21 protein-coding genes, 1 tRNA gene and 2 pseudogenes are annotated in these 23548 nt (G+C 49.4%); 2 read left to right on the top strand and 22 right to left on the bottom strand.

The window, feature by feature from the left end; translation table 11 throughout:
- Nucleotides 1-225 precede the first annotated feature (225 nt).
- The 21 genes and pseudogenes from E1H14_RS06200 to E1H14_RS06105 form a co-directional block, all read right to left on the bottom strand.
- Nucleotides 226-3105, bottom strand: a complete 2880-nt coding sequence (locus tag E1H14_RS06200) for an SNF2-related protein (protein ID WP_149390588.1) — start codon at nt 3103-3105, stop codon at nt 226-228.
- Between the two features lie 129 nt (nt 3106-3234).
- Nucleotides 3235-3486 carry a WYL domain-containing protein gene (locus E1H14_RS13360; RefSeq protein WP_268814358.1) on the bottom strand — a complete coding sequence of 84 codons (252 nt, stop codon included), beginning with the start codon at nt 3484-3486 and terminating at the stop codon, nt 3235-3237.
- On the bottom strand, nt 3477-3770 hold the full coding sequence (locus E1H14_RS13355; protein WP_268814357.1) for a helix-turn-helix transcriptional regulator: 294 nt from the start codon (nt 3768-3770) through the stop codon (nt 3477-3479). The genes E1H14_RS13360 and E1H14_RS13355 overlap by 10 nt, the downstream gene beginning before the upstream one ends.
- The gene (locus tag E1H14_RS13255) at nt 3763-4242 is read right to left on the bottom strand and encodes a hypothetical protein (protein WP_235017403.1); all 480 of its coding nucleotides are present in this window, start codon (nt 4240-4242) and stop codon (nt 3763-3765) included. The genes E1H14_RS13355 and E1H14_RS13255 overlap by 8 nt, the downstream gene beginning before the upstream one ends.
- 84 nt (nt 4243-4326) lie before the next feature.
- Nucleotides 4327-4911 (bottom strand): annotated as a pseudogene (locus E1H14_RS13410) (ATP-binding protein).
- Nucleotides 4912-4930: 19 nt separating this feature from the next.
- Nucleotides 4931-5401, bottom strand: coding sequence for a type I restriction-modification system subunit M N-terminal domain-containing protein (locus E1H14_RS13250; RefSeq protein ID WP_235017402.1), 471 nt, complete (start codon nt 5399-5401; stop codon nt 4931-4933).
- A gap of 114 nt (nt 5402-5515) precedes the next feature.
- The gene (locus E1H14_RS06175; protein WP_149390585.1) at nt 5516-6757 is read right to left on the bottom strand and encodes a hypothetical protein; all 1242 of its coding nucleotides are present in this window, start codon (nt 6755-6757) and stop codon (nt 5516-5518) included.
- A 17-nt stretch (nt 6758-6774) separates the two neighbouring features.
- The gene (locus tag E1H14_RS06170) at nt 6775-7782 is read right to left on the bottom strand and encodes a helix-turn-helix transcriptional regulator (protein ID WP_149390584.1); all 1008 of its coding nucleotides are present in this window, start codon (nt 7780-7782) and stop codon (nt 6775-6777) included.
- 153 nt (nt 7783-7935) lie between these two features.
- Complete coding sequence (locus E1H14_RS06165; RefSeq protein ID WP_149390583.1) at nt 7936-8304, bottom strand: gamma-glutamylcyclotransferase family protein; 369 nt, start codon at nt 8302-8304, stop codon at nt 7936-7938.
- Nucleotides 8305-8312: 8 nt separating this feature from the next.
- Complete coding sequence (locus E1H14_RS06160) at nt 8313-10385, bottom strand: AAA family ATPase (RefSeq protein WP_149390582.1); 2073 nt, start codon at nt 10383-10385, stop codon at nt 8313-8315.
- Nucleotides 10386-10461: 76 nt separating this feature from the next.
- Nucleotides 10462-11379, bottom strand: a pseudogene (locus E1H14_RS06155) (IS3 family transposase); the annotation flags it as partial.
- A 544-nt stretch (nt 11380-11923) separates the two neighbouring features.
- Nucleotides 11924-12000: transfer RNA gene (locus tag E1H14_RS06150), tRNA-Pro, on the bottom strand.
- 57 nt (nt 12001-12057) lie between these two features.
- Nucleotides 12058-12420, bottom strand: a complete 363-nt coding sequence (locus E1H14_RS06145; protein WP_149390581.1) for a MerR family transcriptional regulator — start codon at nt 12418-12420, stop codon at nt 12058-12060.
- Entirely contained in the window at nt 12392-12703 is a 312-nt protein-coding gene (gene ihfA / locus E1H14_RS06140) for an integration host factor subunit alpha (RefSeq protein ID WP_149390580.1), read from the bottom strand. Before ihfA ends, E1H14_RS06145 begins: the two co-directional genes overlap by 29 nt.
- An 18-nt stretch (nt 12704-12721) precedes the next feature.
- Nucleotides 12722-15100: a phenylalanine--tRNA ligase subunit beta gene (gene pheT, locus E1H14_RS06135; RefSeq protein ID WP_149390579.1), complete on the bottom strand. Its 2379-nt coding sequence runs from the start codon at nt 15098-15100 to the stop codon at nt 12722-12724.
- A 39-nt stretch (nt 15101-15139) separates the two neighbouring features.
- Nucleotides 15140-16123: a phenylalanine--tRNA ligase subunit alpha gene (pheS, locus tag E1H14_RS06130; RefSeq protein WP_149390578.1), complete on the bottom strand. Its 984-nt coding sequence runs from the start codon at nt 16121-16123 to the stop codon at nt 15140-15142.
- 89 nt (nt 16124-16212) lie between these two features.
- Nucleotides 16213-16569, bottom strand: a complete 357-nt coding sequence (gene rplT / locus E1H14_RS06125; RefSeq protein ID WP_149390577.1) for a 50S ribosomal protein L20 — start codon at nt 16567-16569, stop codon at nt 16213-16215.
- A 43-nt stretch (nt 16570-16612) separates the two neighbouring features.
- On the bottom strand, nt 16613-16807 hold the full coding sequence (rpmI, locus tag E1H14_RS06120; RefSeq protein ID WP_149390576.1) for a 50S ribosomal protein L35: 195 nt from the start codon (nt 16805-16807) through the stop codon (nt 16613-16615).
- Between the two features lie 106 nt (nt 16808-16913).
- A complete protein-coding gene (gene infC / locus E1H14_RS06115; protein ID WP_200834056.1) occupies nt 16914-17405 on the bottom strand; it encodes a translation initiation factor IF-3 in 492 nt (163 codons plus the stop codon).
- A gap of 69 nt (nt 17406-17474) precedes the next feature.
- Nucleotides 17475-19391, bottom strand: coding sequence for a threonine--tRNA ligase (gene thrS, locus E1H14_RS06110; protein WP_149390574.1), 1917 nt, complete (start codon nt 19389-19391; stop codon nt 17475-17477).
- Nucleotides 19392-19537: 146 nt separating this feature from the next.
- The gene (locus E1H14_RS06105) at nt 19538-20008 is read right to left on the bottom strand and encodes an Lrp/AsnC family transcriptional regulator (protein ID WP_149390573.1); all 471 of its coding nucleotides are present in this window, start codon (nt 20006-20008) and stop codon (nt 19538-19540) included.
- Between the two features lie 177 nt (nt 20009-20185).
- On the opposite strand from E1H14_RS06105, the gene leuA reads away from it, so the two are divergent.
- Nucleotides 20186-21859: a 2-isopropylmalate synthase gene (gene leuA / locus E1H14_RS06100; protein WP_200834047.1), complete on the top strand. Its 1674-nt coding sequence runs from the start codon at nt 20186-20188 to the stop codon at nt 21857-21859.
- Between the two features lie 38 nt (nt 21860-21897).
- Here the strand turns inward: leuA and E1H14_RS06095 are convergent, their stop codons facing one another.
- On the bottom strand, nt 21898-22635 hold the full coding sequence (locus tag E1H14_RS06095) for a FadR/GntR family transcriptional regulator (protein ID WP_149390571.1): 738 nt from the start codon (nt 22633-22635) through the stop codon (nt 21898-21900).
- 112 nt (nt 22636-22747) lie between these two features.
- Between E1H14_RS06095 and E1H14_RS06090 the strand changes: the two genes are divergently transcribed.
- Nucleotides 22748-23539 carry a (Fe-S)-binding protein gene (locus E1H14_RS06090; protein ID WP_149390570.1) on the top strand — a complete coding sequence of 264 codons (792 nt, stop codon included), beginning with the start codon at nt 22748-22750 and terminating at the stop codon, nt 23537-23539.
- Nucleotides 23540-23548 lie beyond the last annotated feature (9 nt).

Here is a 23548-nt window from a genome sequence, read left to right as displayed (position 1 = left end):
GGACTCACTTTTCAGTCCCCCAGAAACGAGTAACCCCTCGCGGTGCGCTGCATTCTAGCCCGAAGGCAGGAAGAGAAGCGGGAGGGGTATTGTTGAAGCTAATTATAGTGGCCAAATAGCCGAAGTCAAGCATAGGCAGGTCGTCTGGAGTGCTGCAGGCCCCCAGGATGTTTTCTTGGCTCCATAAATAGTCCTTTAAAAACAAAGAGATAAGGGTTTCTTTGATCACTTCACACTCCATTGCACAGTAAACAGGGTTTCTACCGTTGTTTTCTTATTCAGCTTGCCTTCTAGGGATTCAATCAGCTCTTCACGTCGTCCATCGACTTCATCTTGCTTATCAAATAGCTCGCGGCGACTTTTATTGCGTTGGCTTTCCAGATTCTTCTGCTGCTTTTGCAGGGCCAGCTTTTCTTCCAGTGTGACCGCGATCTTAGCTTCGCGGCGTACTTCTTTGATTTGTTTGTCGAGCTCCTTGATAGATGCTTCGAGCCCTTCTTTCAGGTCATCGGCCCAGGCATCCAGCTTGTTCACTTCTTGTTCGAAGAAGCTCAGATTCCGGTCATTGACGGACTTTTCAACCTGATTACGTTCTGACTCCAGAATTCGTTCAAGTGCTGTTTCGGAGGCCGTTGGTTCCGCTATTCGGTTGATCTGCTGACTGGCTTGCCGTTCATAAGCTGGTAATTGCATCAGCTTTTGAGCCACTTCAGCTGGTATGGTATTACCTTGTTGGTCCATAGCGGCAAACAGCAGGTAGTCCTCACTACGCTCCAGTGATTCAATGCTGAACTTTTGCATGCGTAGAACGCCAGACTTACCTACCAGATTCTCAATGACGGATACTTTGGCGGTATGCGATGAATAGTCGAACAGCAGTTCAGCTGGGGGCAGCTCTCGACTGATGGCCTGCTGTACCACCCATTCGCCCAGAGGGGCAGACAATCGGTAGCGGTGCGCATGAGCTAATTCATTGTCCGGTTGTTGCGCTGAACCGCGCTTGTGCAGCTGATACAGCCCAGATGGAACTTGTGGAATCGACGCCTTTAGTTCAAAACTGTGATTGGCTTCATTAAAGGCGGCAAGACGTTGTAATTCGTGCTGAGTCAATGCCCAGAACCATCGGCCCACTTTGTCGAGGCGTTGTTCAGCGGCATCCAGACGCAGTTTGAGCAGGTCGTGGATGTCCTCATCAAAGTTTTCCAGCAGAATCTGCCGGGTTTCTTTCATTTTCTCGTTTATGTCTGCTTCCAGCTCTTGTTGTAGCTGTTTGAAAGCAGCGTCAATGTCTTCTGGTTTACGGCAGGTTTCGTAGATTGCCTGAATACGTTTTTCAAAATCGACGCCGGATTCAATGCTGCCCAGCACTTCATCGGATGCGCCAAAGACTCCATCAAAGAGATGAAACTTCTCAGTAAGCAGTTCCAGGACACGCTGATCAGCCTGATTGGAGTTATTCAGGAAGTTGATAACGACAACATCAAACTTCTGGCCGTAACGATGGCAGCGACCAATCCGCTGCTCGACCCTCTGCGGGTTCCAGGGTAAGTCGTAGTTGATCAGCAATGAGCAAAACTGGAGGTTGACACCCTCTGCCGCTGCTTCGGTCGCAATCATGACTTCAGCGTGGTGTTTGAAGTGGTCGATCAGAGCGGTACGTCGGTCTATCTGGGGCGAGCCGCTGATTTTGTCGCTGTCTTTATTTTCTGCTAACCAGCGCTGATACACTTCCGTAGCTTGCGGATGATTGTTGGAACCACTGAAGGTGACGATTTTATCCTGATAGCCATTGGCGGATAGGAACCGGCTTAAATATTCTTGCGTGCGCTTAGACTCAGTGAAGATAATCACTTTTCTTGGCGCGCCCATGGCTTCCATTTTTTCGAAGCCTTGATTCAATGCCGTAAGAAGTGCCGTGGCTTTACTGTCGGTTTCAATGGCGCGGGCTTTACCAATGTAGAGCCTGATTTCGTTGATTTCGTCTTCGAGCAACTCAAAGTCGATATACATATCGTTAGCTTCAGGCTCGTCGATTTCTTCCAGATACTCCTGCTCAAGATCGTCGTCATCCACCAAGGTTGCGACAACATCAATATCGCTTTGGGTGTTTTCTTTCAGTGCTTCAAGGCGCTTTAAGATGGTTTCCAGTGTATTGAGTACCGCATGAGAGCTGGATGCCAACAGCTTACGAAGTATAAGGCCTGTAAGATGGCGCTGATTGCGCGGCAGCGCATAGCTTTCGTCACGCTCTAATAAGGCGGATATGCCGTTATACAGGTCTTCTTCCTGTGCGGTTGGGGTGAAAGGCACCGTTAAGGTTTGGCGCTGGGTATAACGCACATACTCCAGCACATCGCGCCGCAGAGTTCGATGCACGAATCCTTTGAGCCTGCTTTTCAGCTCCGCAACGGAGCTATGGCCCTGAATATAGCTTTGTCGGAAAGAACGTTCGTCACCAAAAAGCTGTTCATCAATCAGAGTCGAAAGGCCATATAACTCCATCAGCGAATTTTGTAATGGGGTTGCTGTTAGCAAGAGTTTTTTACGTCCGACCAACGCTCTGCGTAGTAATTGGCCCATGCGATTACTAGTGCGGTGTGCGTTGCGAAGCTTGTGGGCTTCATCAATTACTACAAGATCCCAAGGCTCTACCAGCAGCTGCTCTTCAAGCCGAGCAGCGTAGTGGTAAGACATGATGATGACCCGCTTTTCAGCCAGCGGGTTATAAACACCTTCTTTTTGCAGATTTTTCCAGGTTTTGGCATCCAGAATTTGGGAAGGTAGATTGAACTTGTCCGACAACTCCTGTGCCCATTGCCTGCGTAGTGAGGCCGGACAGATGATCAGCAGCTTTCTGCGGCGCTCTGCCCAGTATTGGGAAATCACCAGACCCGCTTCGATGGTTTTACCCAAACCCACTTCATCGGCCAATACAACACCCTGGCTCAAGGGGTTGTTGAGTGCAAACAGCGCAGCGTTAATCTGATGAGGGTTGAGGTCGACACTGGCATCAAACAATGACTGCGAAAGACTATCGACGCCGCCGGCATGACGAATGGTGAGTTCATAAGCGTAGTATTTGGCCTGATAGTCAGTGATAGTCATGGCTTTTGCTCTGGAAATCCTTTTAACGCCATCAGTTTGGAATACGCGTGTTGTTCATCAATGTCTTGCTGGACACAGCTATTTTACATGACTGCTGCCCAGCTAATAGCCCTATTAACAGGCAATAATTCAGGTTTCAATTCCCAGCACACCCCGCGCCTGCCGGTGTATAGCCTCCCGCCAGCTCACTGGCTCAACCACATCTATCGCCGCCCCAAAGCCCTGTATCCACCACTGGGTCTGCTGGTCGTTCGGTACTTCGGCTTCCAGCCAGCACCAGCCCTGTTCGTCTGGCTCTTCAGTTAGCCTTTGCACATCACTCAATGGCGTTTCCGACAGCAGCCTGGCAACTTCAGGCCGAATGCGTGCTTTCAATTGCACGAACTGCTCGTCCAGCGGATAGCCGAAGGGCCGGTTGAGATGTATTGGTCGACGCAAAAATCCGCTTTGGATCGGTACGGTTGTTCACTGGCTTTAATGCTGACAATGCGATGCAGCGCAAACTGGCGCACATCTTCATAGTCGTTTACGGTGGCCAGCAGGTAAAAGACACTATGGCGCGCAACAATACCCAGCGGGTGCAGGGTAAAGGTTTTGTGCTCGTCCTTGGAGCGGCTGCGGTACTCAACATCCAGCGCGTAGTGGTTGAGCAGTGCGTCAGTCACAAGTTGCCAAACATCGTGTTCGATCGGGGCCGGGATCAATGCCTTGCCGTTGGGAATGGCTTTGACGTACTCGCTCCAGTGCGCCAGCCGGTTGCCGTTGAGTCCATCCAGATACTTGGCGGGCGTTTTCAAACTGCCCGGTCAGTTGGTCGATGGCGATCTGCGGCAGCAGGCTGCGCAGGTATTCTTCGGTCAGCACCAGCGTCAGCGCGGTAGCGGTGTCCAGTGCCGGCAGGTTGCTTTTGAAGGATGCATCAAATGACCAATGGAAGGGTCGGTAGGTACCATCACGCAGTAGCGGGAAATGCGCTGACAGCTTTTCCAGGTCGCGCTGCATGGTGCGCAGCTCGACATTGAAACCACGCTCCTCAAGCAGTGCATGAAGCGTCGTGGTGGCGCGGTAGTGCGGCGCCCGCGGAATGAGTTGCAGCAGAGCCTGGTGACGAAAGAGTGTGTCTTGGCGGCTACTCATACCACCTCCTTGTGATGTTGTGTTTCTGATAGCCGACATAGTACCAAATCCTTGATTGCATGGAAGTTTCATTTCATTCGCCTTTCAGCTCATAAAGCCGATGGCGCGACCCTGATGACGGGGCTTGATGGCATGCTCCTGCTCAAGCCCTGCCATCAGGATTTCGGGTGTCAGCGGCTCGGCCAACACCTTGGCGCGACGCTCAACGGTGGCGAAGTCACTGGGGGTCAGCTGAGACAGGCGTTTCAACCGAGTCTCGTACCCTGCTACATTAACTGCAGCAAAGGGTTGAGACTGGTGCATCCCCAGCAGGCGGTTAAAAAACGACCAGGACTGGTCAAAGTCCAGGTAGTTAAACCGAATTTTGAAGTCGAACCGGCGCAATGCGGCGCTGTCGAGGTGGTCCATGAAGTTGGTCGACATGATCAGAATGCCGTTGAACTCTTCCATCTGTACCAATAGCTCGTTGACCTAGCTGACTTCCCACTGCTGCTGGGCTGCGCTGCGTGACCCAAGAAAGCTGTCGGCCTCGTCGATCATCAGGATGGCGTTTTTCTGTTTGGTTTCGGCAAAGGCGGCAACCAGCTGCTGCTCGGTCTGCCCCACAAAAGGGCCCAGCAGATCGGAGGCTTTGCGCATCAGCAGCGGCTGTTCCAGTACAGATTCCAGATAACGTCCCAGCTCGCCTTTACCGGTGCCCGGCGGGCCATAGAGGCAGATGCGGGCCTAGCCACTGCGTTTGAGTCCTGAGACCAGTCGCTCCAGCGGAAAATCCGTGTTCGACAGCGCCGGGTTGAATGCGGATGAGGACGGGCGACGCTACTTGTGCACCCACTGGTATCCCAGCGCTTGATACAGAGTTAGTCGCTGTTGATAAGAGCGTTTTCAGTGTCCACTTGGAAGTATTATAAAAAACATAGCCTGAAGCCTGCTTTAACGGCTCTTCATCTAATTCAGTTGAGTTCATCGACTCTTTTTGGAACGTTACTTCATCCAACACATCTTCTTTGGTTGGTTCCAGAAGAGTATCTAGGTGACGAAGCACAACGATGGGCAGGATTACGTCACGGTACTTACCCCGTACATACACACCTCTTAAGCAATCGTCAGCAATGCTCCAGATAAAAGATATAAATTTGTTGTGTGCACTGTGGTGCATGGGTAATCCTACAAATTAATTCAAGCTAATTTATTGTAATATATATCAATTTACATAAGGGTTCATTGCAGACAAGTGGGGCCACCAGTCTTAAAGCAGCCCCATCGAATGCATCTATGATTTTGAGCCTTTGATTTCTGACCTTAGCTCCTCAACACCAGACGTGATCGCATCACGCATGTTGATTCCCCAGATCATTTTAAAGCCCTTCAAAAAGGCGAAGAGGAAAAGCAAAGGCAAAATCATTGTCTTAAAGAAAAACAGTGCCATGAGGTTGATAAATGACGGGATAGCTTTCTGAATGTTGTCAATGTAATGGGAAACTTTTTCTCTGAAGTTGGACAACCCAGAAGTCATTGCCGTGAAACCACTACTGATTGAACTGAAAATGCCAGTGGATTTGCCTTCAAGTGCGTTCTCAATATCCACGATCGTTCTGTTTGCATTATTCAGCTCACGAACTAAATCACGGCGTTCAGTTTCTAAGGCTCTTTTCTGAGTTCTGTTGGAGCTCATTGCTTCGTTAAGCTGGACGACTCTCTCATCGCGGCTCATGATGTTAAATCTCTGAAAAGTACCTATTTCAGCATTCACATTTTGCAGATCTGTTTCGAGTGACAAGAACAACTCATCTAAATGAGCAATATTATTGTCAATCTGTTGGATTTGCTCTTCTTTAAGTGCAACGTCTTGTTGGATGTTTTGTAAGTCCAATGTTAATGCAGCCCTTAATTCTTCAGAGACGGCTGAATCATCCGTAAAGCTTTCTAACTCCAGTGGATAGGTCTCTAGAAACGCCATTTCTTGTTCCGTTTTACTCTCTACAAAAGCTTTGTCTACGGCAGCATAGAAAAGTACAGTAAGCGCAACCAGAAAGCGTAGCATCGCCAAGAAAACGAAGCTTTTAAAGAACACATTAATCAGTCGAAGTTTGTCAAAGTAGACAACAAGCGCCAGCATGACGCCTGACAAAGTAAAAATAACTTTGAAGAAGTTATTGGCAACAATTTCAAGCAGGATTTTTTGTATGATCAAGGATCCTAAAGCCATTTTCATCAAGGACGAAAACTGCTCAACTAGATCGTTGACTGGGTCCAGCAACTGTCCTATGGCTAGCTCTAATCCTATGAGAGGCACAGTGACAGACACCTCTTTGAAAACTGAAATGATCCCATTGAAAGCGCGTGCTATACCGAAGGCAATAGCCGCTTGACTCAATGATGCATCAACATACTTAGCAGAATGGTGATCGATGATTTCCAGCCAAGATATGCCGATAAGTAAAATGACAACTGCAATAAAAAAATATTTTACATTGCGATTGTTGAGTTCCAACCCTTTAGTAATATTGTCCATTCACTAACTCTCTTCAGTTATTTGCTATAAAGGCTTTGCATATTGTTGATCAAGCTGACTAGTCGGCTTCTTAAATGGGCTGGTTCAAGCACTATAATTTCCCCACCAAACCCCATCACCCACCACTGAGTCTGTAAGTCATCCGGTACTATAGCTTTCAAAGTTATCCAACCCTCATTGTCAGGTTCAGATAATGACTGTTGCTCACTCAGGGGAGTTTCTGATAACAACCAAGCTATTTCTGGTCGTATTTTGGCTACTAGCTCTATGTCTTGCTCGCCTAGCCGATAACCAAATGCACCTTTTTTGAGGTATTCATCAATATCAAAGTCTGTCTGAGCCTGATAGACAACACGACTTTGTTTAACCTGCTTGAGGCGATGAAGGGCAAAGTGCCTGATATCGTCATAACCATCCACAGTGGCCAGTAGGTAGGTCACACTGTGCCTCGCCACTAGACCGAGGGGATGAAGTGTGAACTGTTTCTCTTCCCCTTTTGCTCGGCTTAGGTAAGTCACATCTAAGGCAATGCCTTTAAGCAGTGCATCAGTCACTTCTGCCCAGATAGTCGGGTTAATTGGTGCCGGAATCAGCGCTTTGCCGTTGGGAATAGCTTTGACATGTCGGGTCCAATCACTAAAACCACTTTCTTTTAGTTGCTCTAGGTATTTTCGTGCAGCCGTAAACTGGTTGTTGAGCTGAACAATGGCCGCTTGGGGAAGCAAGCCTTTAAGATACTCTTCTGCCAAGACGAGGGTAAGCGCGGTTGGGGTATCGAGTGCAGGCAGATTACTTTTAAATGCAGGATCAAATGACCAGCGATAAGGCTTTTGAGATTTATCGCAGAGCAACGGGAAGTTATTCGACATTTTCTCAAGGTCGCGCTGAACACTTCTGAGGTCGACCTGAAAGCCGCGCTCTTCCAACAAGGCTTGCAGCGTCGGTGTCGCTCTGTACCCTGGTGATCTAGGTATTAACTGTAGCAGTGTCAAATACCTAAACAATGTATTGTGCTGATGGCTCATCCTTTCACGCATCCTTGTTTCCAACCGATTCATCATAGCTAATAGTGATCGAGACTAACACCATCTTAAGCAAAGACACCTCGTCTAATTACTTATTATTAATGGTTTTTTTAATTAACGCCCCCCCTAACCCCAGGGTTCTTTATCTTTTCGTTAGGTTAAATCCCAGTTACCCGTCCCTATCAAACGCTCTGGCTCAACCTCTCGGTTGTACTCATAGACCCAAACGGGCCCATAACTGGATTCAACCTCGACCCTCAGATAAAAGCTTTTATGCGGTGCCTCTGAGTCAAAACCTTCCAGTTGATCCAGACGGTGTAACTGTTGGTTAGTCACTCGATATATTTCAACTAACACACCCTCAGACGGATGCCTTTTCACTGCAGGAAAAGGTCCTAGGTCGTAGAGCGTGAACTCAAATAACCAATCTTCACCTACAAACTCCGCCCCATTGAGAAGATCATGGTTAAAGTGTCCTCGCTTAAGCGAACCATATACGGCGACAAGATGTTCAAGATTCATAAGCTTACCTACATAAATCCAATCGCACGACGTTGACCGGATGTTTTAATATCGTGCTCTCGTTGCAAACCGGCCAAGAGTGATGCCGGCGTTAACTCCTCTCCCATCACGCGGTGATGACGTTCTACGGTTGCAAAGTCACCCGGCGTTAACTGATGAAGCTTGATGAGTACTGGCTTGCACTGTTCAACATCGGTCACGGCAAATTGATGCTGCTTTGCTCGACCTAACTGGTTGTTGAACATCATCCAGCATTGATCGGGTGTTAAGTAATTAAAGCGAATCTTAAAATCGAAACGACGAAGCGCGGCTGAGTCTAGATGTTCCATATAGTTGGTGGACATCAACAGAATACCTGGGTATTGCTCCATTTGTACCAGTAACTCATTCACATGAGAAATTTCCCAGCTGTGTTCAGCTTGTGTTCTAGGTGTCAAAAAGCTATCAGCCTCATCGATGAGCAAAATACCTGAGCGCTGTTTCGCTTCATCGAAGGCTTGTGCTAAAGCCTTCTCAGTCCCCCCTAGATACTTATCCAGCAGATCGGATGCTTTTTTAGCAATCAGTGGCATTTGCAATGAATTAGCGAGGTAGGTGGCATACCCCGACTTGCCTGTTCCAGGTGGGCCATAAAGACAGATACGTCCCAGACGGCTGCGCTTCAACCCATGGGTTAGTTTGTCCAGCGAAAAGTCTGTGTTAGAAAACGCCGAATTGTAATAAGGCACCTTCACTTTTGACGATTTTTTACGCTCACGATAGCCCAGAGCCTGATAGAGCGAAGCCAGAATGCCATCAATCTCTGACTCAATACGTTCAGCCTTGCGATAACCCGAGTGTTTCACCACGCGAGCAGCTTGAGCTAAATGTGCAGCATGAACACCCTTTTGTTTTGATAACGACACAAGCCATTCCTCCCTGACAGGTATATCACTCAGAATACGTTTAGCGATCTTCAACCTCGCCTTCTCGCCAAGCTCTGGCATCTCAAACACTAAATCAAAGCGTCGAATGTAGGCAGGATCCATGGTGTAGTGGCTATTCGTTAACCAAAAACTAGGACGTTGATTCGTTTCCAGAATACGATTAACACAAGCCTTGTAGTGATTGCTAATGCGATCATTAAAGACATCTTCAACCTCATCAAACAACATCACGCTCTTTTTATCGGATGCCAACATATGTTGCGCCATCTGATAGGTCGCTAAACGCCGATCACCTGTCAGAGGTCGACCATCGGAGCCCGAGGATTTAACCTCATATAGCGACAAGCCCATTGAGTCTGAAAGCACCTTAACCAGTTCAGTCTTACCCGTTCCTGGTGAGCCATAAATCAGAACATTGACGCCTTTTAGCTCTTTACTGGCAGCACGTCGGACATAGTTATAGACACGATCATAGGCTTGTTGGATATGTTCAAAGTCACTCGGTATCAACTCAGAGGGCGGCAACTTTAGCGTATTGCTTCTGAAGAGTGCGTCAGGGCCGTTTTCTTCGAAATACAGGAGATCGTCTAGACCATTAAGCAGCTCAATACCGTTGTGATGATCCTCTGGAGAAATCAGGCCACATTGACGCAAAGGAGCCTCTGCACTCAACGCCTGACTGATGACATTTCGGGGATACTTCAACGCAATAGACAACATCGTGACTAATTGCTGTGACCCTACCCATCGACGCTGATGAAAAAGCTCAATGACATTGGATAAGCGTGTGTCCTGCTCTTTAATGACCAAGAAACCCAAGATCTCTTGCTCAATTACAGACAGCGACAATGAATCACCTAGCAGACTCAGATTGTTGCCCAGATAAGCTGTTGGCAGATTCGGCACCAAGGTTTGATGTTTGGCTGCTTGTCGTAAAATTCGCAACAATTTCGTCGGCGTCATATCCGTGTTGTCTTCAACTTCGATACCTAGACTTACAAGCATATCGTCATCAAAGTAATTGCGGTTGTTGAACATCAAGCGATAACCCTGCGCTTCAATCAATAAGCGTAAAGCCCACTGGCGAACTAACACTTCGTTCTGCTCACCAATCAATACGGCTTGGCTTTTGGAGGTCTGTAACGTTGGATGCATGGCTCACTCCCACTTCGGCTTGATCGTTGGGAGTGTAAGGGGTAGGTGCGTTAAATTTTGTCGCTAATTAAAGCTTTCTTAATAGATGACGGGATAGAATGCTAGCGCACTGGGAACCGCGGTCCGAATGAACGATCAGTCCCGCTGCCGGACGACGTTGCCAGATCGCCATTCTGAGGGCATCGCAAACCAGTTGTGACTTCATGCGTGAACCCATGCTCCAGCCCACCACCTTCCGTGAATAGAGGTCGATGACCACTGCAAGGTACAGCCAGCCTTCCTGTGCCCAAAGGTAGGTGATATCCCCAGCGTACACACGATCAGGCACTGTTACATCAAACTCCCGGTTCAACTGGTTCTCAAATACCGGTTGCTGGTGATTGCTGTTGGTCGTGACTTTGTACCGCTTGCGTTATTTTGCCTGCACACCCGCTTCCTTCATCAGCTTGCGCGCCTTGCTGCGGCTAACTGGATAGCTCAGGGCGTTCAGCGCCCGTTTCATCCGACGGCTGCCATAGGTTGCATCACTGGTCCTGGCGATCTCACGAACCGCTCCCAGCAGTTCTAGGCGATCAGCATCATTGGTTTGCCAGCATGACGTTTCAGGTAGCCGTAATAACCACTGCGGGAACACCCAGAAGTCGGCACATCAGGCCGACCGGGTAGGTCTTCTTCCTTCGGGTGATAAACGAGTATTTCACTTCGTTTCTTTGGCGAAGAAGACCGTCGCTTCCTTTAAAATGCGCTTCTCCAGCTCCAGCTGCTTCACCTGAGCTTTGAGCTTTCTGATTTCTTCCTGCTCTGGAGTCAGCTTACCGTTACCTCGGAATGCTTGTCCGTCGCTATCTTCACGGAACTCTTTTATCCAGCGCCCCAGTTGTGAAAGATTGATTTCCAGGCTTTTGGCTGCCTCTGCTCGGGTGTATCCCTGCTCCAATACCAGGTTGATGGCATCCAGCTTGAATTCTTTTGAATATTGTTTTCTCTTGGTCACTTCTTGCTCTCCAGTTAAGGGCTTTGTCGCTTAACTGGTGTGTACAGGTCTATTGAGCCACCTCAAAAATTGCATCTGTAGCTATATACTACATCTGGTGCTACCTGTTTACGCATCCAACAGAACTGCGTCTGAGCGCCTTTCTTACGAAGTCCTGCTATCGATTTGCATCCGATATTAGTTTGCAACTCTAGCCTAGCAAAGAATACGCCTTCTGAAGACTAGCTCCATTATCCAAGGAAGCTACCAGAACTAGCTAATTCTCTTCACTCTTCGTTACCACCTGCAAATCATCACCAACCAGATGACAAGTAACAGATTCAGCACCAAAGCATCGCATCAGCTAATGAGTGACTAAATGTATGGGAGCATTTTTTGAGCTCACATCTCGCAAGGCATCATTACTTTGTTTAACACGTCACGACTACAACTCATCAAAAGATGAGCCAATCTCAAACGGTCACGGAACGGTCACCAGAAAGGACTAAAACCCCAAAAAGCAAAAAATCGCCAACCGGCGATTCTCTTAACCCTCTGATTTAATTGGTCGGGACGGCAGGATTTGAACCTGCGACCCCTTGCACCCCATGCAAGTGCGCTACCAGGCTGCGCTACGCCCCGACGATCTCTTTTCAAGAGGACGCAAATATTACCCTAAGGTTTTGAAATTGTGAAGCTTTATTTCACGCTTTTCAGCAATTTCAAAAGATCATTTAACTCATTGATGGTTTGGCGGATCAGCTGTTGATAACGCTCAGCATCTTCACTCGCCTCATTACCGCCTAACCATTGTCGAGCACCGGTAATCGTAAAGCCCTGCTCGTACAGAAGACTGCGGATTTGACGGATAAGAAGAAGATCCTGACGTTGGTAATAACGGCGATTGTTACGCTTAACCGGCTGTATCTGTGGAAATTCCTGTTCCCAATAGCGCAAAACATGAGGTTTCAAATCACAGAGTTCTGCGGCTTCGCCTATCGTGAAATATCGCTTCCCGGGAATCGGGGCCAGCTCAGGATTCTTGGCTCCGGGATCCGGCATAGGTATCCACTCGCTCCTTCAGCTTCTGTCCAGGTCGGAAGGTGACAACACGCCGCGCGCAGATGGGCACCTCCTCTCCAGTTTTGGGATTTCGACCTGGACGCTGACGTTTGTCGCGCAGATCAAAGTTACCAAAACCGGAGAGTTTCACTTGCTCATTTGACGCCAAGCATTCGCGAATCTCATTGAAAAAGGATTCCACCATTTCTTTCGCTTCGCGTTTATTCAGGCCAAGTTCTTCAAATAAGCGCTCGGCCATTTCTGCTTTCGTCAAAGAGCCCATGACATTCACCCTGTTGTCTTAATCTCTGAGAGAGGCACCACAGTGTGTATTTAAAGCGGCAATCACCGACGCCACACTGTTGTTTATTTCTTCATCAGTAAGAGTGCGTGATGGATGCTGCCAGGTCAAGCCCAGAGCCAGACTTTTTCGTCCTGGTTCAATACCTTGGCCCTGATATTGATCAAAAAGACGGACCTGACGCAGATATTCACCACCGGCTGCCACGGCCGCTTCTCGAATCGCACCAAAGCTGATCGACTGATCCACCAATAAAGACAGATCTCGACGCATTTCTGGGAATTTCGACAGCGCTTCATAACGCGGCAAGCGTCCGGTTTGAATTTCGGACAGCGACAGCTCAAACAGATAGATCGGGCCATTCAGATCCAAATCCTTCTGTAACTGTGGGTGCAGCGCACCGATCCATCCAATTAACTTGCCTTGACGCTCAATACGTGCACTCTGCCCTGGATGCAGCGCAGGATGCTCAGCGGCCACAAATGCATACTCCGCCAAGCAGCCGCCCAGACTCAATAAGGACTCCAGATCGCCTTTAATGTCGAAGAAATCCAGTTTATCCTTACCGGCACACCAGCTTTCCGCATCACGCGTACCGGTGACCACCGCCGCCAAAACATTCTCTTGCAGCAATCCCTGGGCTTGTGGCACAAAGCGCTGGCCTGTCTCAAACAGGCGAATACGATTCTGTTGACGATTCTGATTATACTCAACTGCCTTGACCAAACCCGGCCATAAGGTCGTACGCATGACCGCCATTTCGGCCGAAATCGGATTGGCCAAGGCCACTGCTTCATGCTTAGGATCAAACTGACGCGACAAACCCGCTTCAATAAAACTATAGGTAATCGCCTCCTGATAACCCCGTGCAATCATATGGCGACGCAAAAACTGCACACTCTGCTTAGCTTCAGAGATCGGGGGGAGAGGCAGTTCAGCACTCGGCGTTTTAACCGGCAAACGATCGTATCCATAGACTCGCGCCAGTTCTTCGATCAGATCCACCTCTAGAGTAATATCAAAACGATAGCTGGGCACTGCGACACGCCATTCATCGGACTCTGTCTTACTCAGGGTTAAACCTAAACGCCCGAGGATTTCTTCAACCTCAGCAGGCGGCAGCGACATCGCCAACATCTGATCAATGCGCGACTGACGCAAACGTATCTGTGGAACCTGTGGTAGATGCTCGGCACTCAGCGCTTCGATAACCGGACCCGCTTCGCCCCCTACAATTTCAAGTAGTAAGGCTGTGGCACGCTCTAAGGCTTGCCGTTGTAACTGCCAATCAACCCCACGTTCAAAACGGTGTGAAGAGTCTGTGTGCAAACCGTAGTTACGTGCACGCCCGACAATAGATAAGGGCGCAAAGAACGCACTTTCCAAGAACAGGTGCTGGGTGGCATCGGTCACACTACTGGCCTCGCCTCCCATAATTCCTGCCATGGCCAGGGCTTTAGCTTCATCCGCAATCACTAGGGTATCCGCTTGCAGATCCACTTCCTGGCCATCTAACAAACGCAGCTTTTCACCGGCATTGGCTCTACGAACCTGGATACCACCTTCCAGCTTTTCTAGATCAAAAGCATGCATCGGCTGACCCAGTTCCAGTAAAACGTAATTGGTTACATCCACCACCGGATCGATACTGCGAATCCCTGAACGACGCAGTTTTTCCTGCATCCATAAGGGTGTTTGTACCCCCTGACGGATGTTACGAATGACACGTCCTAAGTAACGAGGGCAATCTGCAGGCGCGATCAGCGTCACAGGCACCACCTGGTCATGACTCGCCGAAATCGGTGCAATCTGAACTGGGGTCACGGGGACACGGTTCAGAACACCCACTTCACGTGCCATACCGGCAATACTTAAGCAATCACCACGGTTGGGTGTCAGATCCACATCTACGATCTGATCGTCCAAACCCAGGTACTGGCGCAGATCCTGCCCGACAGGTGCATTCTGTGCCAACTCCATGATGCCATCATGGTTGTCAGAAATTCCCAATTCATCTTCAGCACACAACATGCCGAAAGACTCGACTTGGCGCAGCTTAGCACGCTTAATGCGAAAATCACCCGGCAGCACCGCGCCCACTTTTGCAAAAGCCGTTTTTAACCCGGCACGCGCATTCGCGGCACCGCACACGACTTGGAAGGTTTCCTGACCATCGCTGACTTGGCATACTTGTAATTTATCGGCATCAGGATGTGGCTGAGCACTCAGAATCTCGGCGACCACAACTCCAGAAAAATCTCCTGCCACCGCAGAAACATCATCGACTTCTAAACCGGCCAAACTTAACTGATCACACAGAGCCTGTGTTGCAATCGCCGGCTGAACCCATTCGCGTAACCAGTGTTCACTGAATTTCATGTTGCTGTCCTGATAAAAGCTGTGAGATGCGCAAGGCGCTTAGTTGAACTGACCTAAGAAACGCAGATCGTTTTCAAAGAACAAGCGCAGGTCATTCACGCCGTAGCGTAGCATCGCCAAACGCTCAACTCCCATACCAAAAGCAAAGCCTGTGTACTCTTCTGGATCGATACCTGAGTATTCAAAGACTTTAGGGTGAACCATGCCACAACCCAAAACTTCCAACCAACGACCATCACCACGGTCGATATCCACTTCAATAGAAGGTTCAGTGAATGGAAAATAAGAAGGACGGAAACGCACCTTAACGTCTTCCTCAAAAAACTCACGCAGGAACTGCTCCAGAGTGCCCTTGAGATCCGCAAAGCTGATGTTCTTATCGATCAACAAGCCCTCAACCTGATGAAACATGGGCGAGTGGGTTTGATCATAATCACAGCGATAGACACGACCCGGACAAATAATGCGGATCGGCGGTTGCTGAGTTTCCATCGTACGTACCTGCACAGGTGAGGTATGGGTACGCAAAAGTGTATGGGCATCAAAATAGAAGGTATCGTGCATGGCGCGTGCAGGATGATGCGCCGGAATATTCAAGGCTTCAAAGTTATGGTAATCATCTTCGATCTCAGGGCCTTCGGCGACTTGATAACCAATACTGGCAAAAAACGCCTCAATACGTTCAAGCGTGCGTGTCACGGGGTGTAGGCCTCCAGGCGTTTGACCACGACCCGGTAAAGTGACATCCACCCGCTCTGCTGCTAACTGAGCATTTAAGGCCGCGCTTTCCAACAGGGTTTTGCGCGCATCCAAAACCGCTTGCAAAGCATCCTTAGCTTCGTTGATTTTGGCGCCCGCTGCCGGACGTTCTTCTGCCGACAATTTACCCAGTCCTTTCAATAGCTGGGTAAGCTCACCTTTCTTACCCAGATACTGAACACGCACCTCATCCAGCGCTTTAATATCCTGCGCCTGTTCAGCCGCTGCCTGACCCTGTGCCAGGAGCTCTTGAAGATTGTCCATCACGTTTCCCCATCATAAAAATAGGGGAAGAGCTTGCACCCTTCCCCCATCTGAGTCAGTCAATTACCTACCTATAGGCGGGTGTTGGCTTATGCCAAAGCTGCTTTAGCTTTCTCAACAACAGCTGCGAATGCATTCTGCTGGTGAACAGCCAGATCCGCCAGGACTTTACGGTCGATTTCAATGTTGGCTTTTTTCAGGCCAGAAATGAAACGGCTGTAAGATAGACCATTGATGCGAGCCGCAGCGTTGATACGCGCGATCCACAGAGCACGGAACTGGCGCTTGCGTTGACGGCGGTCACGGTAAGCGTATTGACCCGCTTTGATGACAGCCTGCTTGGCCACACGGAACACACGACTGCGGGCACCGTAGTAACCTTTAGCCAACTTCAGAATTTTTTTATGACGACGACGCGCCACAACACCACGTTTTACGCGAGGCATAGCATTTCCTTCTTAATAATTTACAAATTCTTACAAGACAAACTTACAGAGTTGGCAGCATGCGCTTAACCAACTTCACATCGCTGGCATCCAACTGAGCCATAGGACGCAGCTGACGCTTACGCTTAGTAGTTTTCTTGGTCAGAATGTGACTTTTGAAGGCCTGCTTATGCTTGATGCCATTCGCAGTTTTTTTGAAACGCTTTGCCGCACCGCGGACAGTTTTAATCTTAGGCATGTCTTTCTCCACGCATTCGTTTGTTTAATCAGCTCTAGCTGAATACAACAAATCCCACGCATCGAGTGCCGAGGCAATCAATACGCGGGAAGTGGTGTTCAGAGAACTATTTCTTTTTCGGGGCAACCACCATGACCATTTGACGGCCTTCCATTTTTGGACGCTGTTCAACAATTCCGACTTCGGCAAGATCTTGTTCGATCCGCTCCAGCAGTTGCATGCCCAGCTCTTGGTGAGCCATCTCACGGCCTCGGAACCTAAGGGTTACCTTGGCTTTGTCCCCGCCTTCAAGGAAACGTATCAGGTTGCGTAGTTTTACCTGATAATCCCCTTCTTCCGTACCGGGACGGAATTTGATTTCCTTGACCTGCATCTGAGCCTGTTTCTTCTTGGCTTCATTTGCTTTCTTTTTCAACTCGTACTGATGTTTTCCGTAATCCATCACCTTACAGACGATGGGATCGGATTCCGAGATCTGAACTAGGTCAAGTTCAGCTGCTTGAGCGATCTCAAGCGCCTCTTCAATACTGACAATTCCTACCTGAGCACCGTCAGCGCCGATCAAACGCAGCTGCGATGCACGAATATTCTCATTGATGGGTGGCAGCGGACCACGGCCACCACGCTTAGTTTCACGCCTGATAATCCTATCTCCTGACGAGTCTTATTATGCCTGGGCTGATTTGCGTGCGATCTCAGCCTGAAGATGGCTGATCAGATCGTCAACGGAGAGAACGCCCAGATCCTTACCGGAGCGCGTGCGCACTGCAACGGAACCGGATTCTACTTCTTTATCCCCTACCACAAGCAGGTAAGGTATTTTTTGTAAAGTGTGCTCGCGGATTTTAAAGCCGATCTTCTCGTTTCTCAAGTCCAGATGCGTACGAATCCCGACTTCTTCGAGTTTTTCTGTGATCTGCGTACAGAAATCCGCTTGTTTGTCGGTAATGTTCATAATGGCCACCTGCGTGGGTGCTAACCAAGTCGGCAAAGCCCCAGCGTAGTGTTCAATTAAAATACCGATAAACCGCTCAAAGGAACCCAAAATCGCACGATGCAACATCACCGGCACTTCACGCTCACCCGCTTCGTTCACAAACTGAGCACCGAGACGTCCCGGCATAGAGAAATCTACTTGGATGGTGCCACACTGCCAAACACGCCCCAGGCAATCCTTCAGAGAAAACTCGATTTTAGGCCCATAAAATGCGCCCTCACCTGGCAGCTCTTCCCAATCCAAGCCCGCCGCATCCAATGCATCCGCTAAGGCTTTTTCCGCTTTATCCCAGCTTTCATCGGAACCTACACGCTTTTCCGGGCGCGTAGAAAGCTTGTAGATGACGTTATCAAAACCAAAATCACGGTAGACTTCATGCAAGAAATCGATAAAGTCGGCAACTTCCTGCTGAATAGAGGCTTCGGCACAGAAGATATGCGCATCATCCTGAACAAAACCACGCACACGCATGATGCCATGCAGGGCGCCCGAAGGTTCATTACGGTGACACGAACCGAACTCCGCCAAACGCAAAGGCAGATCACGATAAGAGCGCAAACCTTGGTTAAAGACCTGCACATGGCAAGGGCAGTTCATCGGCTTCACCGCAAAATCGCGACTTTCTGAATTCGTCGTAAACATTTCGTCATGGAATTTATCCCAATGACCGGATTTCTCCCAAAGTGTGCGCTCGACCACCATCGGAGTTTTAATCTCTTGATATCCATGCGTACGCTGTTTACCGCGCATGTACTGCTCAATCTGCTGATACACTGTCCAACCATTCGGATGCCAAAACACCATACCCGGTGCTTCTTCCTGCATATGGAACAGATGTAAAGCCTTACCCAGCTTACGATGGTCACGCTTTTCCGCTTCTTCCAAACGGAACAGATATTCCTTTAAATCCTTCTTATCGCCCCAAGCAGTTCCGTAGATGCGCTGCAACATCTCATTCTCTGAGTTGCCACGCCAGTAAGCGCCCGCCACCTTCATCAACTTAAACGCTTTGATATGGCCTGTAGAGGGGACGTGCGGGCCTCGGCAGAGATCAATAAACTCGCCCTGCTGGTAGAAAGAAAGCGGTTGATCACTCGGGATATCACTGATGATCTCGACCTTGTAAGACTCACCCATCTCTTCAAAGAGTGCGATCGCTTCATCGCGACTCATCACTGAACGTTGCACAGGCAGATTCTGCTTGGACAACTCATTCATGCGCGCTTCGATCTTTTCCAAATCTTCCGGGGTAAAGGGACGCTCATAGGCAAAATCATAGTAGAACCCATTTTCTATCACGGGCCCGATGGTCACCTGAGCACCCGGAAACAGATCCTGTACAGCCATTGCCATCAAGTGCGCGCAAGAGTGACGAATCACCTCTATGCCCTCTTCATCACGCGCCGTGATAATCGATAACTGAGCGTCTTCATCCAGGATATAACTGGTGTCCACCAACTGACCATTCACTTTACCGGCTAGAGCGGCTTTCGCCAGTCCAGTCCCTATGTCGGCCGCGACATCGAATACACTCACGGCATGATCAAATTGACGAACGCTACCGTCTGGAAGGGTAATTACAGGCATGCTGAATCCTTATCTTAGTGGTGGCCCCTACGACAGGCCACATAAGCATTATATGAATGCTGGAAAAGAAAAAGCCGTACAAACCAAGTACAGCGGATCGCAGATTATACAGACCCTTGCACCGTTTCGCCAATTGCAAGGCATAGCTAACCCAAGGGTACCGCCGTCGTATCCACCACCTTGCGCATAATAAAAGAGGATTTAACCCCCGAGACACCACTAATACGCGTAATTTTGCCTAACAGAATCTCTTGATAGGCATCCATATCTCGGACGGCGACTTTTAACTGATAATCCGCATCGTGCCCGGTGATTAAATAACACTCCATCACTTCCGGTATATTCGCGATCGCGGCTTCAAACGTTTCAAAACGTTCGGGTATATGTTTATCCATACTAATATGCAGCATCGCAATCAGATTTAACCCAACCTTGCGCTCATTCACGCGTGCGACATAACGATCGATCACCCCGGCCTCTTCCAGATGCTTCACACGTCTTGAGCAGGGTGCCGGTGTCAAACCAATACGATCAGCTAACTCCTGATTGGAGAGGGAGGCATCCTGCTGCAAGGCCTGCAAAATCCGCATATCATATCGATCTAATTCAACACCCATTTCACCCCCCGAACATTTTCCGCAATATTTATAAAGAAAATTTCAATTAACCTTTACTTTAATTGCTAAATTAAGCATTTAAATGCATAACTCGCAAGCCTATTGCGCACACTTTCTCCTAGACTTATCTCAAGCAAATCGCCGTCATGGTCGCCCCCAATTGAGTAGGATTTCATCATGTTTGATCATCGCAAGTATCGACCCTTTACTCCGATACGTTTAACTGACCGCACTTGGCCCGATCAACAGATCACGCAAGCGCCTCTCTGGTGCAGCGTAGATCTGCGTGACGGCAACCAGGCCTTGATCAACCCCATGAATGTTGAACAAAAAACACGCATGTTCAGTTTATTGGTGAAGATGGGCTTCAAGGAGATCGAAGTCGGTTTCCCCTCGGCCTCACAGCCCGACTTCGATTTTGTGCGCAAATTGATCACAGAAGAGTTGATTCCAGAGGATGTCACCATCCAGATTCTGACGCAGGCGCGCGAAGAGTTGATTGCACGTTCTTATGAAGCCTTAGAGGGTGCTAAAAAAGCGATTGTGCATGTCTATAACTCCACCTCCAAAGTCCAACGTGAGCAGGTATTTGGCTTAGACCGTGACGGCATCAAAGCCATAGCGGTTCAGGGTGCCAAGTGGGTACGAGAGTATGCAGAAGCCTATCCCCAAACAGAATGGGGCTTCCAGTACTCGCCTGAAAGCTTCACCGGCACCGAGATGGAGTATGCCGTGGAGGTCTGTGATGCCGTCATCGCAGAATGGCAACCGGAAACAGGGCGTCGGGTCATCATCAATTTACCGGCCACGGTCGAGATGTCGACACCCAATGTGTTTGCGGATCAGGTGGAGTATTTTTGTCGCAATCTGCGCCAGCGCTCGGATGTGATTATCAGCCTACATACACACAATGATCGAGGTTGTGGCGTGGCCGCAGCCGAACTGGGCTTGATGGCCGGTGCAGATCGTTTAGAAGGGACTTTATTGGGAAATGGTGAGCGTACGGGCAACATGGATATCGTTACCGCCGGAATGAATCTCTACTCCCAGGGCATCGATCCTAAATTGGACTTTTCGAATATCAAAGAGATTATCGAAGTCGTGGAGTACTGCACGGAATTACCGGTTGCCGCACGGCACCCTTGGGCCGGAGAACTGGTCTATACCGCTTTTTCCGGTAGCCATCAGGATGCCATTCGCAAATCCATCAGCTACCACGAACAGCATCACTTAAACCATTGGGAAGTGGCCTATCTACCGATTGATCCGCGTGATATTGGGCGTGAGTATGAAGCGGTTGTGCGCATCAACAGCCAGAGCGGAAAAGGCGGTGTGGCCTTAATTTTGGAACGCGACTATGGCATCTGCTTACCCAAATGGATGCAGAGTGAAGTCAGCCGTGTCGTGCAAAAAGCTTCAGAGAAGAGTGGCAGTGAAATCACTTCATTGCAGATTAAAGCCTTGTTTGATCAACATTTCAGTCATTTGGCCGAAGCCTGGCAGTTACAAGCGTATGATCTGCATACCGAGGCAGGTTGTGTTCAAGGCGTGTTCAAGGTTGCCGGGCAGTTACCTCCTTTGCAAGGCCAGGGCACAGGGGCCGTTGAGGCCTTAGTGCATGCGCTGGAGAAACGCTACGCGGTGTCGATACAAGTCATTCATTTTGATGAAAGCGCCTTGACGCAAGGCACCGATGCTCAAGCGCAAGCCTGTATTGCTCTGCAAATCCAGGACGAGAATTATGCCGCAATCACTCGAGCAGAAGACACCTCGGCCGCAGCACTGCAAGCCGTTCTCAGCGCTTTCTCGCGTTACGTCCAACAGGCCCCCGCGCAAGATTTAAGCGCCTAGTACCTGAGATCTAAAACCCAGGGTCGAGAGCCTAGCACTCATTGCGGCCCGGCTTTTAAAGCCGCTTCGATTAACCCGCGAGTATAGAGAATATGCTCGCGGGCCACTTCACGTGCGATCTGAGCCTCTCCCTGCTGAATTGCCCGGTGGATTTTTTCATGCTGCGCGGCGATCCCATCGGGATAACGCCCATAACGCTTCAGGGTGATCGACAAGGTGGCATGAATCAGACTGAAAAACTGTTCATAGAACAACTGGCTAAAAGAGATAATCAACAGATGATGGCTGGCATTCGCGATCATCAGATGAAAACGCAGATCGGCCTTGGCCTTAGCCAGAGTCGATTGTCCCTGGCTACGCTCACGCATCGCTTCATACTCCAGAGCCAAGGCCTGACGCTCTTCAGGTGTCGCCCGCAAGGCGGCGTAATAAGCACTCTCGCCCTCCAAAAAAGCACGCACTTCTAACATCTGCAAGGTGGACTGAGCACTTGAACCCATCCCACTACGCCCCAACTGCCAGGATTGGCTGAGTAGATTATTCACCTGACTGCGCCCACCCGGGCGCGTCGTAATCACTCCCTGCTGTTCCAGCTGCTGCAAGGCTTCACGCACACTCGCTCGCGAGATCTGCAGCGCAGCGGAGAGGTGGCGCTGTGACGGCAATAATTCGCCCGGCACTAGATGACCGAACAGGATCTGTTGCTGCAGGAATTGGGTTAAGGCTTGGCTTAACCCCTGATCCTGGGGGGAGAAGTTTGCAAAATTCAGCGGCATCTTGGTCAGACCAGTTTTACGGTTTTATTTATTTTAGTCGGATTCTTACCTATCTTGATGCTATTCACCTGTGTCATGCAGGTTTTATTGACTCTTTTTTCAGGATAGCACTGTGAAAGAACCCAGCACTCAGCCCCTTGTCGGCTTTTTTGTTACCTGCCTGGCCGATCTGTATCGTCCAGAAGTCGCTTTTGCCAGTATCAAACTTCTAGAGCTCGCGGGTTGCCGTGTCGAAGTCCCTTCACAACAAACCTGCTGCGGCCAACCTGCATTTAACTCAGGTGACAACAAAAATGCGGCGGCACTCGCCAAGCAAACCATTGCCGCTTTTGCGGATTACGAATATGTTGTAGGGCCTTCCGGTTCCTGTATCGGCATGTTGCATCACTACCCTGAACTCTTCGAGGAGAGGGATCCTTGGAAGCAACGCGCCTTGGACTTAAAGGCACGTGCATTTGAAATCACCAGCTTTCTGGTAGATGTACGCGACTTCACTCAGATCCAAAGTCGCTTTCAGGGACAGGTGACCTATCACGACTCTTGCTCGGGTTTACGTGAACTGAAAATCAAGCAGCAACCCCGTCAACTCCTGGCACAGATTCCAGGCCTGACACTGACGGAAATGGAGGATGCCGAAACCTGTTGCGGTTTTGGTGGCACCTTCTGTGTGAAGTACCCAGATATTTCCAATCGCATGGTCAGCAATAAGGCCGAGTCCGTCCACCAAACGGGTGCTGAGCTCCTGCTCGGAGGCGACCTCGGTTGTTTATTAAATATGGCCGGTAAACTATCTCGTGAAGGGCGTCGGGTTGCCGTTCGCCATGTTGTCGAAATTCTAGCCGATGAGTTCGCGCAACCTGCCCTAGGGCAAGCCGCGGATGCCTCCCTGGCTTATCCAGCCTGAATGCCAGAT

The organism is Nitrincola tapanii (assembly GCF_008368715.1).
GTDB classification, from domain to species: domain Bacteria; phylum Pseudomonadota; class Gammaproteobacteria; order Pseudomonadales; family Balneatricaceae; genus Nitrincola; species Nitrincola tapanii.
Note: the sequence above shows the minus strand (reverse complement) of the source record. Positions and strands in the feature narration are given on the sequence as shown.

What these genes read in the sequence shown, in the direction of transcription:
- rplT (WP_149390577.1), bottom strand. Translation starts at nt 16,569, where the DNA reads ATGCCTCGCGTAAAACGTGGTGTTGTGGCGCGTCGTCGTCATAAAAAA.
- E1H14_RS13255 (WP_235017403.1), bottom strand. Translation starts at nt 4,242, where the DNA reads ATGAGTAGCCGCCAAGACACACTCTTTCGTCACCAGGCTCTGCTGCAA.
- E1H14_RS06160 (WP_149390582.1), bottom strand. Translation starts at nt 10,385, where the DNA reads ATGCATCCAACGTTACAGACCTCCAAAAGCCAAGCCGTATTGATTGGT.
- E1H14_RS06165 (WP_149390583.1), bottom strand. Translation starts at nt 8,304, where the DNA reads ATGAATCTTGAACATCTTGTCGCCGTATATGGTTCGCTTAAGCGAGGA.
- E1H14_RS06145 (WP_149390581.1), bottom strand. Translation starts at nt 12,420, where the DNA reads ATGCCGGATCCCGGAGCCAAGAATCCTGAGCTGGCCCCGATTCCCGGG.
- pheS (WP_149390578.1), bottom strand. Translation starts at nt 16,123, where the DNA reads ATGGACAATCTTCAAGAGCTCCTGGCACAGGGTCAGGCAGCGGCTGAA.
- E1H14_RS06170 (WP_149390584.1), bottom strand. Translation starts at nt 7,782, where the DNA reads ATGAGCCATCAGCACAATACATTGTTTAGGTATTTGACACTGCTACAG.
- rpmI (WP_149390576.1), bottom strand. Translation starts at nt 16,807, where the DNA reads ATGCCTAAGATTAAAACTGTCCGCGGTGCGGCAAAGCGTTTCAAAAAA.
- ihfA (WP_149390580.1), bottom strand. Translation starts at nt 12,703, where the DNA reads ATGGGCTCTTTGACGAAAGCAGAAATGGCCGAGCGCTTATTTGAAGAA.
- thrS (WP_149390574.1), bottom strand. Translation starts at nt 19,391, where the DNA reads ATGCCTGTAATTACCCTTCCAGACGGTAGCGTTCGTCAATTTGATCAT.
- E1H14_RS06200 (WP_149390588.1), bottom strand. Translation starts at nt 3,105, where the DNA reads ATGACTATCACTGACTATCAGGCCAAATACTACGCTTATGAACTCACC.
- E1H14_RS13250 (WP_235017402.1), bottom strand. Translation starts at nt 5,401, where the DNA reads ATGCACCACAGTGCACACAACAAATTTATATCTTTTATCTGGAGCATT.
- E1H14_RS06175 (WP_149390585.1), bottom strand. Translation starts at nt 6,757, where the DNA reads ATGGACAATATTACTAAAGGGTTGGAACTCAACAATCGCAATGTAAAA.
- E1H14_RS06095 (WP_149390571.1), bottom strand. Translation starts at nt 22,635, where the DNA reads ATGCCGCTGAATTTTGCAAACTTCTCCCCCCAGGATCAGGGGTTAAGC.
- E1H14_RS06105 (WP_149390573.1), bottom strand. Translation starts at nt 20,008, where the DNA reads ATGGGTGTTGAATTAGATCGATATGATATGCGGATTTTGCAGGCCTTG.
- pheT (WP_149390579.1), bottom strand. Translation starts at nt 15,100, where the DNA reads ATGAAATTCAGTGAACACTGGTTACGCGAATGGGTTCAGCCGGCGATT.
- leuA (WP_200834047.1), top strand. Translation starts at nt 20,186, where the DNA reads ATGTTTGATCATCGCAAGTATCGACCCTTTACTCCGATACGTTTAACT.